General features: G+C 72.4%; 11 protein-coding genes. 10 read left to right on the top strand and 1 reads right to left on the bottom strand.

The window, feature by feature from the left end; translation table 11 throughout:
* Nucleotides 1-65 precede the first annotated feature (65 nt).
* The 10 genes from argS (at nucleotide 66) to prfA (ending at nucleotide 15,939) form a co-directional block, all read left to right on the top strand.
* Nucleotides 66-1,733, top strand: coding sequence for an arginine--tRNA ligase (argS, locus tag QTQ03_RS13495; protein ID WP_289278331.1), 1,668 nt, complete (start codon nucleotides 66-68; stop codon nucleotides 1,731-1,733).
* A 5-nt stretch (nucleotides 1,734-1,738) separates the two neighbouring features.
* Complete coding sequence (gene lysA, locus QTQ03_RS13490; protein ID WP_289278330.1) at nucleotides 1,739-3,124, top strand: diaminopimelate decarboxylase; 1,386 nt, start codon at nucleotides 1,739-1,741, stop codon at nucleotides 3,122-3,124.
* Nucleotides 3,125-3,132: 8 nt separating this feature from the next.
* Nucleotides 3,133-4,446, top strand: a complete 1,314-nt coding sequence (locus QTQ03_RS13485; RefSeq protein WP_289280809.1) for a homoserine dehydrogenase — start codon at nucleotides 3,133-3,135, stop codon at nucleotides 4,444-4,446.
* 115 nt (nucleotides 4,447-4,561) lie between these two features.
* Nucleotides 4,562-5,611 carry a threonine synthase gene (gene thrC / locus QTQ03_RS13480; protein ID WP_289280808.1) on the top strand — a complete coding sequence of 350 codons (1,050 nt, stop codon included), beginning with the start codon at nucleotides 4,562-4,564 and terminating at the stop codon, nucleotides 5,609-5,611.
* A gap of 196 nt (nucleotides 5,612-5,807) precedes the next feature.
* Nucleotides 5,808-9,074 (top strand): efflux RND transporter permease subunit, encoded by a 3,267-nt coding sequence (locus QTQ03_RS13475; RefSeq protein ID WP_289278329.1) that lies wholly within the window; start codon nucleotides 5,808-5,810, stop codon nucleotides 9,072-9,074.
* A gap of 242 nt (nucleotides 9,075-9,316) precedes the next feature.
* Nucleotides 9,317-10,561: an MFS transporter gene (locus tag QTQ03_RS13470; RefSeq protein WP_289278328.1), complete on the top strand. Its 1,245-nt coding sequence runs from the start codon at nucleotides 9,317-9,319 to the stop codon at nucleotides 10,559-10,561.
* Nucleotides 10,562-10,663: 102 nt separating this feature from the next.
* On the top strand, nucleotides 10,664-11,608 hold the full coding sequence (thrB, locus tag QTQ03_RS13465) for a homoserine kinase (RefSeq protein ID WP_289278327.1): 945 nt from the start codon (nucleotides 10,664-10,666) through the stop codon (nucleotides 11,606-11,608).
* Between the two features lie 292 nt (nucleotides 11,609-11,900).
* Nucleotides 11,901-14,039 carry a transcription termination factor Rho gene (gene rho, locus QTQ03_RS13460; RefSeq protein ID WP_289278326.1) on the top strand — a complete coding sequence of 713 codons (2,139 nt, stop codon included), beginning with the start codon at nucleotides 11,901-11,903 and terminating at the stop codon, nucleotides 14,037-14,039.
* 469 nt (nucleotides 14,040-14,508) lie between these two features.
* Entirely contained in the window at nucleotides 14,509-14,733 is a 225-nt protein-coding gene (gene rpmE, locus QTQ03_RS13455; protein ID WP_109900196.1) for a 50S ribosomal protein L31, read from the top strand.
* A 117-nt stretch (nucleotides 14,734-14,850) separates the two neighbouring features.
* Nucleotides 14,851-15,939: a peptide chain release factor 1 gene (gene prfA / locus QTQ03_RS13450; RefSeq protein WP_289278325.1), complete on the top strand. Its 1,089-nt coding sequence runs from the start codon at nucleotides 14,851-14,853 to the stop codon at nucleotides 15,937-15,939.
* A 92-nt stretch (nucleotides 15,940-16,031) separates the two neighbouring features.
* Here prfA and QTQ03_RS13445 read toward each other — a convergent pair whose 3' ends face one another.
* Nucleotides 16,032-17,582, bottom strand: coding sequence for a GGDEF domain-containing protein (locus QTQ03_RS13445; protein WP_289278324.1), 1,551 nt, complete (start codon nucleotides 17,580-17,582; stop codon nucleotides 16,032-16,034).
* Between the last annotated feature and the right edge of the window lie 65 nt (nucleotides 17,583-17,647).

The raw sequence follows: 17,647 nt of genomic DNA, 5'->3' as shown, positions 1-17,647 counted from the left end.
CGGGCCGGGTTCACAAGCTGGGTCGCCGCCGCGGGGACCGAGTCTACCCCCGATAACATGGATCGGTGACTCCCGCAGAACTCGCCGAGGTCGTCCTCACCGCAGCCCACGCCGTCTTCACCGCGCGGGGCCTGGACCGCGCCGCCCTTCCCGGGCGGACGGCGGTGGAGCGACCCCGAAACCCCGAGCACGGCGACTACGCCTCGACGCTGGCGCTCCAGCTCAGCAAGAAGGTGGGCGTTCCGCCGCGGGAGCTGGCCGCCGCCCTGGCCGAGCAGCTCGGCCGGGCGCCGGGGATCAAGTCGGTGGAGATCGCCGGCCCCGGCTTCCTGAACATCCGGCTCGACGCCGCCGCCGCCGGCCAGCTCGCCCGCGCGATCGTCGAAACCGGTGCGGAGTACGGCCGCAGCGACCGGCTCTCCGGTCAGAAGATCAACCTCGAGTTCGTCTCGGCCAACCCGACCGGCCCGGTGCACATCGGTGGTGTCCGGTGGGCGGCGGTCGGCGACGCGTTGAGCCGGCTGTTACGCGCCACCGGCGCCGACGTCGGCACCGAGTACTACTTCAACGACGCCGGCTCGCAGATCGACCGGTTCGCCCGCTCGCTGCTCGCCGCCGCGGAGGGGGCGCCCGCTCCCGAGGACGGCTACGCCGGGGCGTATCTCACCGAGATCGCCGAGCAGGTGAAGGCCCGGCGGCCGGACGTGACGTCCCTGGACGAGGCCGCCGCTCAGGAGGTGTTCCGGGTCGAGGGTGTCGAGCTGATGTTCGCCGAGATCAAGTCGTCGCTGCGCGACTTCGGCGTGGAGTTCGACACGTACTTCAACGAGAAGGACCTGCACGACCGGGGCGAGCTGGAGCACGCCCTGCAGCGGCTGCAGCAGCACGGCCACACCTTCGAGGCCGACGGCGCCACCTGGCTGCGCACCACCGACTTCGGTGACGACAAGGACCGGGTGCTGCGCAAGTCCAACGGCGAGTGGACGTACTTCGCCGCCGACTGCGCGTACTACCTGGACAAGCGGGAGCGCGGCTTCGAGCGGGTGGTCATCATGCTCGGCGCCGACCACCACGGCTACCTCGGCCGGATGAAGGCGATGGCCGCGTGCTTCGGTGACGACCCGGAGCGCAATCTGGAGATCCTCATCGGCCAGTTGGTCAACCTGGTCCGCGACGGTGCCCCGGTGCGGATGAGCAAGCGGGCCGGCACCGTGGTCACCCTGGAGGACCTGGTCGACGCGATCGGCGTCGACGCCGCCCGGTACGCGCTGGCCCGGTACTCGGCTGACTCGCCGATCGACATCGACGTGGAGCTGTGGACGCGGGCCAAGAACGACAACCCGGTCTACTACGTGCAGTACGTGGCGGCGCGGACCGCCGGCGTGGCCCGCAACGCCGGCGAGGTCGGGCTGACCCGGGGCGACGGCGGGGCCTTCCGCCCGGAGCTGCTCGGCCACGAGAAGGAGAACGAGCTGCTCAAGGCGCTCGCCGAGTTCCCCGCCGTGGTGGCCACCTCCGCCGAGCTGCGGGAGCCGCACCGGGTGGCCCGCTACCTGGAGGAGAGCGTCGCGCAGGCGTACCACCGGTTCTACGACAACTGCCGGATCCTGCCGCAGGGCGACGAGGAGGTCACCGACCTGCACCGCGCCCGGCTCTGGCTGAACGACGCGACCCGGGTGGTCATCGCCAACGGGCTGCACCTGCTCGGCGTCTCCGCCCCGGAGAGGATGTAGCCCTCGTGCGCGCTCACGAGGCCGGTGCCCTGCACGGCGACATCGGCAGCCGAGGGCCGGCCTGGCTGCGTACCCCCGCCGACGTCAACGTCCTGGTGTCGGCGTTGTGGCCGCGTAACGTCGCACGCGCGGCCGACGGCGCGCTCGCCGTCGCCGGCCGGCCGGTCCGCGCCGTGGCCGCCGAGTTCGGCACCCCGGTGTACGTGCTGGACGAGGACGACCTGCGCTCGCGCTGCCGCGACTTCCGGGCCGCGTTCCCGACCGAGGACGTCTACTACGCCGGCAAGGCGTTCCTCTGCCGTGCCGTGGTCCGGATGATCGCCGAGGAGGGCCTGCACCTCGACGTCTGCACCGGCGGGGAGCTGGCCACGGCGTTGTCGGCGGGGATGCCGCCGGAGCGGATCGGCTTCCACGGCAACAACAAGTCGGCGGTGGAGCTGACCCGGGCGCTGGACGCCGGGGTGGGCCGGATCATCGTCGACTCGTTCCAGGAGATCGACCGACTCACCGCGCTGGCCCGACAGCGCGGCGTCCGGCCCAGGGTCCTGGTCCGGGTCACCGTCGGCGTCGAGGCGCACACCCACGAGTTCATCGCCACCGCCCACGAGGACCAGAAGTTCGGTTTCTCCCTCGCCGGCGGCGCCGCCGCGGCGGCCGCCTTCAAGATCCTTGACGAGGGTGTGCTGGAGCTGCGTGGACTGCACTCGCACATCGGGTCGCAGATCTTCGACGCCAGCGGCTTCGAGGTGTCCGCCCGTCGGGTGCTGGCCCTACAGTCGCAGATCCGCGACGCGCGCGGGGTGGAGCTGCCCGAGCTGGACCTGGGTGGCGGCTTCGGCATCGCATACACCACGCAGGACGACCCGGCCACGCCGGCCGACCTGGCGAAGCGGCTGCGGAAGATCGTCGACACGGAGTGCGCGGCCGAGCGGCTGGCCGTGCCGCACCTGTCCGTCGAACCGGGCCGGGCGATCGTCGGGCCGGCCGTGTTCACCCTCTACGAGGTGGGCACGGTGAAGGACGTGGACGGCATCCGGACGTACGTCAGCGTCGACGGCGGGATGAGCGACAACATCCGCACGGCGCTGTACGACGCGTCGTACTCGGCGACGGTGGCCTCCCGGGCGAGCGTGGCCGAGCCGATGCTCGCCCGCGTGGTGGGAAAGCATTGTGAGTCCGGGGACATCGTGGTGAAGGATGAGTTCCTGCCGGCCGACGTGCGGCCCGGAGATCTCGTGGCGGTGCCCGGTACAGGTGCGTACTGCCGGAGCATGGCCAGCAACTACAACCACGTGCCGCGCCCGCCGGTGGTGGCGGTGCGGGATGGCCAGGCACGCCTGATCGTTCGGCGGGAGACCGAAGAGGACCTGCTCGCTTTGGATGTGGGATGACGTCACCTGTGCGCTTGGCGCTGCTCGGCTGCGGCACGGTCGGAGGCGAGGTGCTCCGGCTGCTGCACGAGCAGTCCGCCGACCTCGCCGCCCGGATCGGTGCGCCGCTGGAGATCGCCGGCATCGCCGTCCGCCGGATCGGCCGGGACCGGGGTGACCTGCCAGTCGACCCGGCGCTGTTCACCACCGACCCGCTTGCTCTGATCAAACGCGACGACGTCGACGTGGTGGTCGAGGTGGTCGGCGGCATCGAGCCGGCCCGGAGCTGGCTGGTGGAGGCGCTACGGGCCGGTAAGAGCGTGGTCACGGCGAACAAGGCGCTGCTCGCCGAGGACGGCGGCGCGCTGCACGACGCGGCCGCCGAGGGCGGCGGCGACCTCTACTACGAGGCGTCCGTGGCCGGGGCGATCCCGTTGCTGCGGCCGCTGCGCGAGTCGCTGCACGGTGACCGGATAACCCGGGTGACCGGCATCGTCAACGGCACCACGAACTTCATCCTCTCCGCGATGGACGCCACCGGTGCGGGCTTCGCCGAGGCGCTCGAGGAGGCGACCGAGCTGGGGTACGCCGAGGCCGACCCGACCGCCGACGTGGAGGGCTTCGACGCGGCGGCCAAGGCGGCCATCCTGGCCTCGCTGGCGTTCCACACCCGGGTCGGCGCGGCCGACGTGTACCGGGCGGGGATCACCGAGGTCACCGCCGCGGACGTGGCCAGCGCCAAGGCGATGGGCTGCACGATCAAGCTTCTCTGCATCGCCGCCCGAGCCGTGGACCCGGCCGGCCGCGAGACGGTCAGCGTCCGGGTACACCCGGCGATGATCCCGCTGACCCATCCCCTGGCCAGCGTCGGCGATGCCTTCAACGCGGTCTTCGTCGAGGCCGACGCGGCCGGGCAGCTGATGTTCTACGGCCGGGGTGCGGGCGGTGCGCCGACCGCCAGTGCCGTGCTCGGCGACGTGGTCGCGGTTTCCCGCAACCGGCTCGCCGGGGTCCGGGCGGCCAGCGAGTCCGCGTACGCCGACCTGCCGGTGCGGCCGATGGGCGAGGCGCTCACCCGCTACCACATCAGCCTCGACGTGGCCGACCGACCGGGTGTCCTGGAGGCAGTGGCCGGGGTGTTCGCCCGGCACGCCGTCTCGATCGCGACCGTGAGGCAGGGGCCGGCCGGCGGCGGCTCGGCCGGCCAGGGCGAGGACGCCGACCTGGTCATCGTCACCCATGTCGCGCCGGACGCCGCGCTCGCCGCGACCGTCCGGGAGCTGCGCGGGCTGGACATCGTCCGGTCGGTGGCCAGTGTGCTCCGGGTGGAGGGTGGTCTCTGACTCCAGTCCCGCCTGGTGGTTACCGGTGGGCGCGGCGCTGGCCGGTCCGGGAGGCTGGTCCAGGCTTGACATGGCCCCGAACACGGTGGGGCGCGAAGTGAGCGAGGAGGGCGACATGTGGCGGGGTCTGATCGACGCGTACCGGGATCGGCTGCCGGTCACCGAGGCCACACCCGTTGTCACCCTGCACGAGGGGAACACTCCGCTGTTGCCCGCGCCGGTGCTGTCGGCCCGGATCGGCTGTGACGTGTGGCTCAAGGTGGAGGGGGCCAACCCGACCGGCTCCTTCAAGGACCGGGGGATGACCCTGGCGGTCTCCAAGGCAGTCGAGGCCGGCAACAAGGCGATCATCTGCGCGTCGACCGGCAACACCAGCGCCTCCGCCGCGGCGTACGCGGCCCGGGCCGGGCTGACCTGTGCGGTGCTGGTGCCGCAGGGTAAGATCGCGTTGGGCAAGCTGGCCCAGGCACTGGTGCACGGGGCCCGGCTGCTCCAGGTCAGCGGCAACTTCGACGACTGTCTGACGCTGGCTGCGAAGCTCGCCCAGGACTATCCGGTCGCCTTGGTCAACTCGGTGAACGTGGACCGGCTGCACGGCCAGAAGACGGCCGCGTTCGAGATCGTCGAGGCCCTCGGCGACGCTCCGGACATCCACTGCCTGCCGGTCGGCAACGCCGGTAACGTCTCCGCGTACTGGCTGGGCTACTCGGAGGAGCTGGCCGCCGGTCACGTGACGAAGGCCCCGAAGATGTACGGCTTCCAGGCCGCCGGGGCAGCGCCCATCGTCACCGGCCAGGCGGTCCGCGAACCGTCGACCATCGCCACCGCCATCCGCATCGGCAACCCGGCAAGCTGGACGAAGGCCCTCGATGCCCGGGACTCCTCCGACGGTCTCATCGCCGCCGTCAGCGACCGGGAGATCCTGTCCGCGTACCGGCTGCTCGCCCGGGAGGTCGGGGCCTTCGTCGAGCTGGGCAGCGCGGCCAGTGTGGCGGGACTCCTCCAGCAGGCCGCTGCGGGCACCGTCCCGGCCGGTTCGACGGTGGTCTGCACCGTCACGGGCCACGGCCTGAAGGACCCGGAGTGGGCCATCTCGATGGCGCCCGCTCCGGTCACCATCGCCAACGACCCCCTGGCCGCCGCCCGCTCACTCGACCTGGCCTGACACCGCCGGCCCACGCCGGTCACCATTGATCATGGAATTGGGCGGGTGGGAGAGTACGCCGTGCGCCAACCTGGTGATCGGCCCGGTGCGGGGTGCTGGCGGGGCCGACGGGGGAGCCCCACAGGTGCGGCCCAGATCGGGTGGGGGACACTTCATACTCCGCACCGCTGTCTTCCTCCAGGAGTGAGTCCAGTCGATGTCGCTGCTCGCCAGATTCAGTCTCGCCAACCGAGGGCTGGTCGCCCTCATCGCGGTGGTGACCACGGTGTTCGGAGCGTTCGCCGTGCCGTCGCTGAAGCAGCAACTCCTGCCGTCACTGGAGTTCCCGGCCGCGTTCATCGTGGCGGTGTACCCCGGCGCCGGTCCGGAGGTCGTCGAGTCGCAGGTCACCGAGCCGATCGAAAACAGTCTGCAGGGTATCGCCGGGATCGAGAAGGTCACCTCGACCTCGCGTGACGGCGCGGCCACCGTCCAGGTGCAGTACGAGTTCGGCACCGACGTGGACGACGTGGTCAACAAGATGCAGACCGCGCTCAACCGGGTCGATGCCCAGCTGCCCGACGGGGTCGACCCGCAGGTCATCGCCGGTGGCACGGACGACCTGCCAGCGGTGGTGCTCGCGGCGTCCGGCGGCGACGAGCGCGCCCTGAGCGAGAAACTCCAAGCCACGGTCGTTCCCGAGCTGGAATCGATCGAGGGTGTCCGTGCCGTCGAGGTGACCGGAACCCGCGACGAGCTCGTCGTCGTCGCCCCCGACCCGGCCAAGCTCGCGGCGGCGCGCGTCCAGGCGACCGCGATCGGCGCGGCGCTGCGGGCCAACGGAGTGGCTGTGCCGGCCGGCGTGCTCGTCGACGGCGACATCGCGCTCCCGGTCCAGGTCGGGATGCCGCTGGCCACCCTCGACGACCTGCGGGGAATCGTCCTCACCGGGACGCCCCCGGTGCGCCTCGGCGACGTCGCGACCGTCGAGCAGCAGCTCGCGCCGGCCACCGCGATCACCCGTACCAACGGCCGGGACAGCCTGGGTATCGCGGTCACCGCGACGCCGGACGGCAACGCCGTGGAGATCTCGCACGAGATTCGGGAGCGGCTCGCCGACCTGCGCGGTGCCGTCGGCGCCGAACTGACCGTGGTCTTCGACCAGGCCCCGTTCGTCGAGAAGTCGATCGAGAGTCTCACCACCGAGGGTCTGCTGGGCCTGGTGATGGCGGTGGTGGTGATTCTGGTCTTCCTGCTCTCCGTCCGGTCGACGGCCGTGACCGCGGTCTCCATCCCGCTGTCGGTGGTGGTCGCTCTGATCGCCCTCTGGATCGGCGACTACTCGCTCAACCTGCTCACTCTCGGCGCGTTGACCATCGCTGTCGGCCGGGTGGTCGACGACTCGATCGTGGTGCTCGAGAACATCAAGCGGCACCTGGAGTACGGCGAGGCCAAGCGGGACGCCATCCGCACCGCCGTCCGCGAGGTGGCCGGCGCGGTGACCGCCTCCACGCTCACCACGGTCGCCGTGTTCGCACCGATCGCGTTGGTCGGCGGTTTCGTCGGGCAGCTCTTCGCGCCGTTCGCGATCACCGTCACGGTGGCGCTGGTCGCCTCGCTCCTGGTGTCGCTGACCGTCATCCCGGTGTTGGCGTACTGGTTCCTCAAGCCGGCCGGCGGCACCGCCGACGACGCGGCCGTACGCCGGGCCGCGGAGGAGAAGGAACTGCGCAGCCCGTTGCAGCGGGGATACCTGCCGGTCATCGGTTTCGCCACCCGCACGTGGGCCACCCGCTGGATCACCCTCGGCCTCGGCGTGCTGGTGCTGCTCGGTACGTTCGGGCTGTCCCGCCAGCTGGAGACGAACTTCCTCGACGACTCCGGCCAGGACACGCTGAGCATGACGCAGGAGCTGCCGGCCGGCACCGGACTGGCCGGCACCGACGCGGCGGCCCGACAGGTCGAGGCGGTGCTGGCCCGGACCGCGGGCGTCGAGACGTACCAGGTGACCGCGGGCTCCGGCGACACGCCGTGGGCCGGTCCCGGCGGCAACAACGTCGCCACCTGGTCGCTCACCCTCGGTGACGACACCGACGCGAAGGAGATGCGCGGGATCCTTCGCGCGGAGCTCGACGCGCTCGGCGGCGGGATCGGTGAGATCACCTTCGGCTCCGGGCAGGGCGGCGCCTCCGCCAACCAGTTGGCGGTGGTCGTCCGGGCCGCCGACCCGGTGACGCTCAGCCGCGCCGCCGCCGACGTCGAGGCGGCGATGAAGGGGCTCGACGGGGTCGAGGACGTCGCCACCAGTCTCACCGACCAGGCGGACCGGATCCAGGTCACCGTCGACCGGGCGAAGGCGGCCCAGGTGGGGCTGACCGAGGCCGCGGTCGGCCAGCTCGTGGCCCAGGCGTACCGCGGTGCCCCGCTCGGCCGGGTGACGCTCGACGCCGGACAGCGGGACGTCGTGCTGCGGCTCGGCGCGCAGCCGCCGGTATCCGTCGACGAGCTGCGCGCGCTGCCGATCGGCGTGGTGAAGCTGGGCGACGTGGCAGCGGTTGACCGGGTCGCGGGGCCGCAGCAGGTCACCCGGATCGACGGCGAGCGTAGCGTCTCCGTCACCGGCACGGCCACCGGATCCAACCTCGGCGCGATCAGTCAGGAGCTGCGCGAGAAGCTGGACGCCCTTGACGTCCCCGGGGCGACGTTCGACATCGGCGGGGTGAGCGCTGACCAGGCGGAGGCCTTCGCCGACCTGGGCCTGGCGGTGCTGGCCGCCATCGCGATCGTCTTCCTGATCATGGTGGCGACCTTCCGCAGCCTGACCCAGGCGTTGATTCTGTTGGTCTCCGTCCCCTTCGCGGCCACCGGTGCGATCGCGCTGCTGCTGGCCACTGGTACACCGCTGGGCGTGCCGGCGTTGATCGGCGTGCTCATGCTCGTCGGCATCGTGGTGACCAACGCGATCGTGCTCCTCGATCTGGTCAACCAGTACCGGGCGCAGGGCATGGGAGTCCAGGAGGCGGTCGTCGAAGGCGGCCGCCGGAGGCTGCGGCCGATCCTGATGACCGCGGTCGCCACGATCTTCGCGCTGGTGCCGATGGCCCTGGGGCTCACCGGCGAGGGTGGCTTCATCTCGAAGCCGCTGGCGATCGTGGTGATCGGCGGCCTGCTCAGCTCGACGCTGCTCACCCTGGTGCTGGTGCCGACCCTGTACGCGATGGTGGAGCACACGAAGGAACTGGTCCGGGCTCTGGGCGCGCGCTCGCGCCGGACACCCGCGCCGGTCGGCCCGTCGGCAGACACCGCCCCGGCGCGGGCCGAGCGGACCGTCGAGCCCGAGCCGGCCGTGATCGGTGCCGACACCGCCGCGTCCGGCGCCGGGGCCGCCGGCCACCCGTCGGCGGCGCTGGTCGACGGCACCGACCAGTTCGAGGTGTTGCGGCTGCCGAAGAGCCGTACCTCGCCGCTCCCGCCCGCCGAGTAACGGCACCCACCCGGAACGCCCCCGCCGGAACGCCCTCGTGCCGGTCCGGGGGCGCGCCGGGCCGATGTGCCCGAGGCGCGGCCCGCGCCCCGCGCCCCGGGCGGCGGCCCGGCGGGTCCCCGGACGCCGGGGAAGGCGGAGCCGTCTCGGCTGCGGGTGGGGCGAGGCGCGGTGATGTGAGTCGCTGTCGGTTGTCCGCGCGACGGCGGACGGTCGTACGCCGGCCGGGTAGGGTCCGCTGCGTGCCGTCGATCCTCTCGGTCCTGCGCCGCAACGGGAACTTTCGCAACCTTTTCCTGGCCGAGCTGGTGGTGTTCGGCGCCGACTGGTTCGTGATGGTGCCCTTGCTGGTGCTGCTGCCGTCGCTGACCGGCAGCGGCGTGTGGGGGGCGCTGGTGCTCGCCGTGGACACCGGCATCGTGGCGCTGCTACTGCCGTACACCGGGACCGTGGCGGACCGGTTCGACCGCCGCAAGATCATGATCGGGTCGAACATCGCCGCTGTGCTCGGCGTGCTGCTGCTGCTTGGTGTTCGCGGCGCCGGCACGGCCTGGTTGGCGATGGTGGGCATCGGTGTGGTGGCGGTTGCCAAGGCCTTCTACTCGCCGGCCGCCCAGGCCGCCCTGCCGAACGTGCTGGATCCGGACGAACTGGCGGCGGGCAACGCGGTCGCGGGTTCCGCCTGGGGCACGATGACGATCGTCGGCGCGTCCCTGGGCGGGGTGCTCAGCAGCGCCGTCGGCCCGTACGCCTGCTTCTGGGTTGCGGCCGCCGGCCTGGTCCTGGCGGCGGTTCTGGCAGCGCGGATCCGCCGGCCGTTGCAGGCCCCGCGGGACCGGGACCGGCCGGCGTTGCAGACGTGGGCGGCGGTCCGGGAGGCGCTCGGCTACATCGGGCACCGGCCCCGGGTGCTGGCGCTGGTGACGGTGAAGTCCGCCGTCGGCCTCGGCAACGGCGTGCTGACCGTGTTCCCACTGCTGGCGGGCCTGTACGGGGCGGGCCCGATCGGCACCGGCCTGCTCTTCGCGGTGCGCGGCGCGGGTGCGCTGGTCGGCCCGATCCTGATGCGGCGGGTGCTGGGCAACCGGGCCTGGCTGCTCCCCGGTCTGGCGTTGTCGATGTCGCTGTACGGGCTGGCCTACCTCGGCACCTCGGTCGCCGACTGGTTCCCGGTGGTGCTCGTGCTGGTCTTCGTGGCGCACTTCGCGGGCGGTAGCAACTGGGTGATGTCGAACTTCGCCCTCCAAGGTGAGGTGCCGGACCGGTTGCGGGGCCGGGTCTTCGCCACGGACATGATGTTGGCGACGCTCGCCATCTCGGTGAGCCAACTGGTCGTCGCGTCCGTGGTGGACGTCGTCGACGAGCGGGTGGTGCTGGCGGGCTGCGGCCTGGTCACCCTGGTCTATGCGGTCGGCTGGCGGATCGCGACCCGCCGGCTCTCGTTGACCGACCCGGTCGTGAACCCCGACCCGTCGGTGGTCCGATAGCCCGCGTACCGGTGGGGCGGCGGAGCGCTCCGTTCCCCGCCCGCCTTTCCCACGGTGCGGGCGGAGGTCCGTGACGTCGGTGGGCGGCCCTAGCATGGGCGCGTGTCAACGACATTCAGCCCCGACCCGATCCGGGTGCGGGTCCCCGCCACCAGTGCCAATCTCGGGCCCGGCTTCGACTCGCTGGGGCTAGCGCTGGCGTTGTATGACGATGTCGCGGCCGAGGTCACCGCTGACGGCGTCACGGTCTCCGTGACCGGTGAAGGGGCCGGCGGGCTGCCCGAGGACGAGCGGCACCTGGTGGTGAGCGCGATGCGGGTCGCCTTCGACGAGCTCGGCGGGCAGCCGCCGGGGGTTGCGGTGGAGTGCGTCAATCGCATCCCCCAGGCGCGTGGGCTCGGCTCCTCGTCGGCGGCGATCGTCGCCGGTGTGCTGCTGGCCCGGGCCCTGGTGATCGAAGGGGGGCGGCGAATGGACGACGCGGCGGTGCTGCGGCTGGCCGCCCGGATCGAGGGCCATCCGGACAACGTGGCGCCCTGTCTGCTCGGCGGGTTCACCGTGGCGTGGACGGAGCCGGATGGCGCACGGGCGGTGTCGCTGCAGGTCGCCGACGCGGTCCGGCCGACGGTGTTCGTGCCGGCGGAACGCGGCCTCACGGCGACGGCACGGGCGGCGCTGCCGCCCACCGTGCCGCACCACGACGCGGCGCTGAACGCCGGCCGCGCCGCGCTGCTGGTGCACGCGCTCACCGCGGCGCCGGAGCTGCTGCTTCCGGCCACCGTCGACCGGCTACACCAGCCCTACCGGGCCGCGGGCATGCCCGGCCCGGCGGCTTTGGTCGGTGCGCTGCGTGCGGCCGGTGTGGCGGCTGTGATTTCCGGGGCGGGACCGGCTGTGCTGGCGCTGTCCGAGCCGCCGGTCGACCTCGACCCGGGAACAGATTGGCAGCTCTGGCGGTTGCCGATACCGGCACACGGTGCCCGGGTCGCGCGGGGTAGACTGGGACACGCGGAGCGGGACCCTGTTGCCGCAGGTCGGAAGAGTTGATTACGCTCTAGACTTAGCACAGCCGCGAAGCATGCGATCTTCCTGCGGGGCGGCGCACCCCCGAAGCTTTCGGCGGTAAGCCCGTCACCCCTGCCTAGGCCACGCCGCACCGCAGTCTTCACAGGTCGTCGCAGACGGCGAGCCCCGGTCACCACGTCGGTGAGTCGGGAACAGCGACCGGCTGCTGTGTCACAGACTCCCGCGACGCGTCCTTGCGAGGCGGGTGCACCGAGGCCGCCCGGCCACCTGATGCGACTCCGGGCAGTCCCGGCCTATCGAGGGAAGGAATCCATTGAGCGACACCACCGACGTGACGTCGGATGTTTCCAACGTCGCTGGCGATGCCAAGAATGCTGCTCCCACCCGCAGGCGACGCAGCGGCACCGGTCTGTCGGCGATGCTGTTGCCGGAGCTTCAGAGCCTGGCCGCGTCGCTCGGCATCTCGGGCACTGCTCGTATGCGTAAGGGCGAGTTGATCAGCGCGATCTCCGAGCGCCAGGGTGGCGGGGCCGCCACCGGGACCCCTCGACCGCGGGCCGAGGTCGCGGCTGCGGCCGCCCCTGCCCGGGAGGAGGTCCACGCCGAGGTTCGCGAGCCGGCCGAGCGGCCGGAGGCCGAACGACGTCCGGCGGAGCAGCAGGCAGAGCCAACGGCTGCCGCCGAGGCCACCGGCCGTGCCCGGAGCCGGCGTGGTCGTGGGGCCGCCGAGGCTCGTGGCGGTGAGGCCGGTGAGGCCCGTGGCGGTGAGGCTCGGGTCGAGTCCCGGCCTGAGGAGACCGAGGCTGGCGAGCGGGCCGACCGTGGTGAGGGCCGTGGCGGCCGTGACCGGGGTGAGCGCAACGACCGGGGCGAGCGGGGCGACCGTAACGACCGGGGCGAGCGGGGCGACCGTAACGACCGGGGCGAGCGGGGCGACCGTAACGACCGGGGCGAGCGGGGCGACCGTAACGACCGGGGCGAGCGGGGCGACCGCAACGACCGGGGCGACCGCAACGACCGGGGCGACCGTAACGACCGGGGCGAGCGGGCCGAGCGCAACGACCGGGGCGAGCGGGCCGAGCGCAACGACCGGGGCGAGCGGGGCGAGCGCAACGACCGGGGCGAGCGGGCCGAGCGCGGTGACCGGAACGAGCGCGGTGACCGAACCAACGACCGGGGTCAGCGGGACGGCGACGGCGAGGACGACGGCGAGAGCGGCGGCCGGCGTGGCCGACGCAGCCGTTTCCGGGACCGCCGCCGGGGCCGCGGCGACCGTTCCGAGGGCGGCGACGGCGGCCGCGAGCCGCAGGTCAGCGAGGATGACGTGCTCGTCCCGGTGGCCGGCATCATCGACGTGCTGGACAACTACGCCTTCGTGCGCACCACCGGCTACCTGGCCGGCCCGAACGACGTGTATGTCTCGATGTCGCAGATCAAGAAGTACGGCCTGCGGCGCGGCGACGCGATCACCGGTGCGGTGCGGGCGACGCGGGACGGCGAGCAGCGGCGGGACAAGTACAACCCGCTCGTCCGGCTGGACACCATCAACGGGATGGAGCCGGAGGAGGCCAAGCGCCGGCCGGAGTTCTACAAGCTGACTCCGCTGTACCCGCAGGAGCGGCTGCGGCTGGAGAGCGAGCCGCACATCCTCACCACCCGGGTGATCGACCTCGTCATGCCGATCGGCAAGGGTCAGCGTGCGCTCATCGTGTCACCGCCGAAGGCCGGCAAGACGATGGTGCTGCAGGCGATCGCGAACGCGATCACCCACAACAACCCGGAGTGCCACCTCATGGTGGTGCTGGTGGACGAGCGCCCCGAAGAGGTCACCGACATGCAGCGGTCGGTGAAGGGCGAGGTCATCGCGGCGACGTTCGACCGCCCGCCGCAGGACCACACCACCGTTGCCGAGCTGGCGATCGAGCGGGCGAAGCGACTCGTCGAGCTGGGCCACGACGTGGTCGTGCTGCTCGACTCGGTGACCAGGCTCGGCCGGTCGTACAACCTGGCGGCGCCGGCCAGCGGTCGGATCATGTCGGGTGGTATCGACTCGACCGCGCTGTACCCGCCGAAGCGGTTCCTGGGTGCCGCCCGAAACATCGAGAACGGTGGTTCGCTGACCATCCTCGCCACCGCGCTGGTGGAAACCGGTTCGATGGCGGACACGGTCATCTTCGAGGAGTTCAAGGGCACCGGTAACGCGGAGCTGAAGCTGGACCGGAAGATCGCCGACAAGCGGACCTTCCCGGCCATCGACATCCACCCGTCCGGCACGCGTAAGGAGGAGATCCTGCTCGCGCCGGAGGAGCTGGCCATCGTGCACAAGCTCCGAAAGGTCCTGCACTCGCTGGACTCGCAGGCCGCGCTGGACCTGCTGCTGGACCGGCTCAAGCAGTCGCGGACCAACATCGAGTTCCTGATGCAGATCGCGAAGTCGACGCCGGGGGAGTGACCTCTCCCGGTAGATCGAGGCGAGGGGGCGCGGCCGCTGGGCCACGCCCCCTCGCCGTTGTGGCGTGTCTGCCAGTCGGCGCCCGCCGCGTGACGAGCCGTTCGCCGTGCGAGATCCGGCGCGGATCGTCCCGGGTCGGCTCGAGGCAGGGACGGTTGCAGGGCACGGGCAACCGTGGTCCTGCCGGAGCGGGCAGTCCCCGGGCGGCGATCAGGCGGGCCACCACTCACTGCGGTGGTACGCCCCGACGGGGGCCGTCGGGCGTGCGGGAATGCCCGGCGGCTGGCTGGGAATGCGGGAGTGCGGGCGGACGTTGTCGATGCCGGACCGGCTGTGCCGCCCGATTGCCTGGCGGGCGTACGTCCATGGCACACTGGTCAGTCGGCCACCGGTTCCGGTTCACGCCCTCACCGTCGCACACCGAGGACGGGGGCGACCCGGCGACCAACGACGAGAGGACCGAGGCGACATGAAGCCCAACATTCACCCGGAGTACGTGACCACCGACGTCACCTGCTCCTGCGGCAACACCTTCACCACCCGCAGCACCGCCAAGGGTGGTTCCATCCACGTCGAGACGTGCAGCGCCTGCCACCCGTTCTACACCGGCAAGCAGCGCGTCCTGGACACCGCGGGCCGGGTGGCGAAGTTCCAGCAGAAGTACGCCAAGGTTCAGGCCAAGAAGGGCAAGTAACGTCCTGTTCGGCGCCCGTGTCCGGCTTCCGCCGGACGCGGGCGCCGTCCGTGTTCCGCCCCGGCGGGGCCGCCCGGAATTCCCCGTCCAGCGCCGTCGTCGAAGGAGTGTCTGTCCATGAGCAGCGAGCGTCTGGCCGCCCTCCTCGACGAGTACGCCGAGCTGGAGAAGCGGCTGGCCGACCCGGCGATTCACGCCGACCAGAGCACGGCCCGCCGGGTCGGCCGGCGGTACGCGGAGCTGGTGCCGCTGCACAAGGCCGCCGGGGAATTGGAGCAGGCCCGGGCGGACCTGGTGGCGGCGAGGGAGCTGGCCACCGAGGACCCGGCCTTCGCCGCCGAGGCGGAGGCCATCGCGGTGACCCTGCCGGCGCTGGAGGAGCGGCTCGCCGAGCTGCTCATTCCGCGCGATCCGCACGACGCCAAGGATGTCATCGTCGAGATCAAGGCAGGGGAGGGCGGCGAGGAGTCCGCTCTCTTCGCGGGTGACCTGCTGCGGATGTACACCCGGTACGCCGAGCGCCACGGCTGGCTCGTCGAGGTGATCGACGCACAGGACTCCGACCTGGGCGGGGTCAAGGACGTCTCGCTGGCGATCAAGAACAAGGGGGTCCCCGAGGGCGGCAACGGCGTCTGGTCCCGGCTGAAGTGGGAGGGCGGCGTGCATCGCGTGCAGCGGGTCCCGGTTACCGAGTCGCAGGGTCGCATCCACACCAGCGCGGCCGGTGTGCTGGTGCTGCCGGAGGCCGAGGAGGTCGACGTCACGGTCGATCTCAACGACCTGCGGATCGACGTGTTCCGCTCGTCCGGCCCGGGTGGCCAGTCGGTGAACACCACCGACTCGGCGGTCCGGATCACTCACCTGCCGACCGGCATCGTGGTTTCCTGCCAGAACGAGAAGTCCCAGTTGCAGAACCGCGAGCAGGCGATGCGGATCCTGCGCGCCCGGCTCCTGGCGGTTGTCCAGGAGCAGGCCGACGCGGCCGCCTCGGACGCCCGCAAGGCGCAGGTGCGGACGGTGGACCGCTCGGAGCGGATCCGCACGTACAACTTTCCGCAGAACCGGATCACCGATCACCGCATCGGTTACACCGCGTACAACCTGGACCTGGCGCTGGCCGGCGATCTGGACGGCGTGCTGGACGCGCTCACCGAGGCCGACCGCGCCGCCCGCCTCGCCGGTGACCCGGAGCTGTCCCGCCGCTGACCAACCCGCCCCCCGCGCTTCGGGACGGCGTGGCCGCCGCGTGCGCGACGGCCGCTCTGCCGGGAGCGGATGCGCAGGGAGGCGCGCGGGGGTCAGGAGGAGTGGGTGCTGGTCTTTGCGCGTAGCATCGCGCGGTCGGCGGCCTCGAAGGCGGCGTTGAGGGCGTCGTGTGGACCCCGCTCGTTGGCGACCACCTCGGCGAAGCCGACGCTGACCCCGACCGGGGTGCCGGGTACCAGGGACTCCCAGTCCTCCGCTCGGACGGCGGATTCGATCCGGCGCCCCACGTCGGCCGCCTCGGCCATCCCCGCGCCGGGCAGCACCACGACGAACTCGTCCCCGCCGTAGCGGGCCACGAAGTCGCCGCGGCGCATCACCCGGTTGATGACCCCGGCGACGCGTTGCAGGACCAAGTCACCGGAGTGGTGGCCGTGTCGGGTGTTGACCGCCTTGAACCCGTCCAGGTCGCAGACGCCGATCACCACCGGTTCGCCCCGGCCGACCACGGCCGCGATGTACCGCTCCAGCCGGCGTCGGTTGGGCAGCCCGGTCAGCGGGTCGGTCAGCGCCTCGCCCTCGAAGCGGGCCGCCTCGCGGCGCATCTCCTCGTGGTCGATCCGGGCGGCGATCCCGTCGATGTAGACGTCTCGGAGCCGATCGTTGCGTTGCGCGGCGAGCCGGAACGCCAGCCGGTCGGCGCGGTGGGCCGCCGCGTGGTCGCCGGCGCGGCCCAGGGCGATGCTGCGCAGCCGGGCCGGCTCGGCCGCGCCCAGTGTCTCGGTCGACACCCGCACGCCGTCCAGCCGGGTGGCTGCCTCGATCGGGCGCCCCTCGGCGATGGCCAGGCATACCTGGCCGAGCTGGCGCATGTCCCGGACGCGGGCGCTGTCGCCGCCGTGGCCGAGCAGCCGGGCCGGGGCGGCATCCGTGTCGGTCTCCAGCCGGTCGCCGAGCGCGGCGCGGCGCGCGGCGGCGTAGCCGTACGCGGCGAGGCTGCTCGGGCGTAGCCGGCTGGCCCGCCCCGCGCGCGAGAAGCGCCCCAGGTCACCGGCAACGTCCCGGAGTACCCGCAGGCAGCCGTCGCTGTCGCCGTTGTGGTCCAGCGCGACGGCGTTGCGCAGCCGGATGCCGGGGGCGGCGAAGGTCTCCTCCGGGATGCCCGCGGTGAGCCCGAGCTGTCGGGCCCGCTCGATGGCGCCGAGCGCGTACCCGTGGAAGCTGAGGTAGGAGTAGGCCATGGCCAGGTCGTGCCAGCCCCACGCGGTGTCTCGGTCCGGATCCTCCACCGCGCCCAGCGCCCGGGCGGCCCGCACCAGGTGGGTGACGCACCGGTCCAGCGCGCCCTGGTGGTGGGCGGCGAGCGCGGCGAGCGCGTTCAGGTGCCCGTGCGGGTACGGCTCGGCGAGGTCGCGGACGGCGGTGGTCGCCTCCTCGATGGCCCGCGTGTATTCGGCCGTGCGACCCAGGTTGAGCACCGCGGAGAGGCGCTGCACCAGCGCGTCGGCGCGGGTGTACGGGTCGGTGGTGCCGGCGAGCACCCGGTCGAGGACGGTGTACGCCTCGGCGGAGCGGCTCGATTCCTGCAGCTCCCGAGCCCGTGTCAGGGCATCAACCTGGTCGCCGACCCGGTCGAGCCAACCCACCCGCGACCTCCTGTCGGTGTGCGCCCGGCCGCACCGAGCCGCACCAACTCGTGGCGGGCTCCGCT

The sequence above is a fragment of the Micromonospora sp. WMMA1363 genome (assembly GCF_030345795.1).
Classification (GTDB): Bacteria; Actinomycetota; Actinomycetes; order Mycobacteriales; family Micromonosporaceae; genus Micromonospora.
This window is presented reverse-complemented; position numbering and strand designations above follow the sequence as displayed.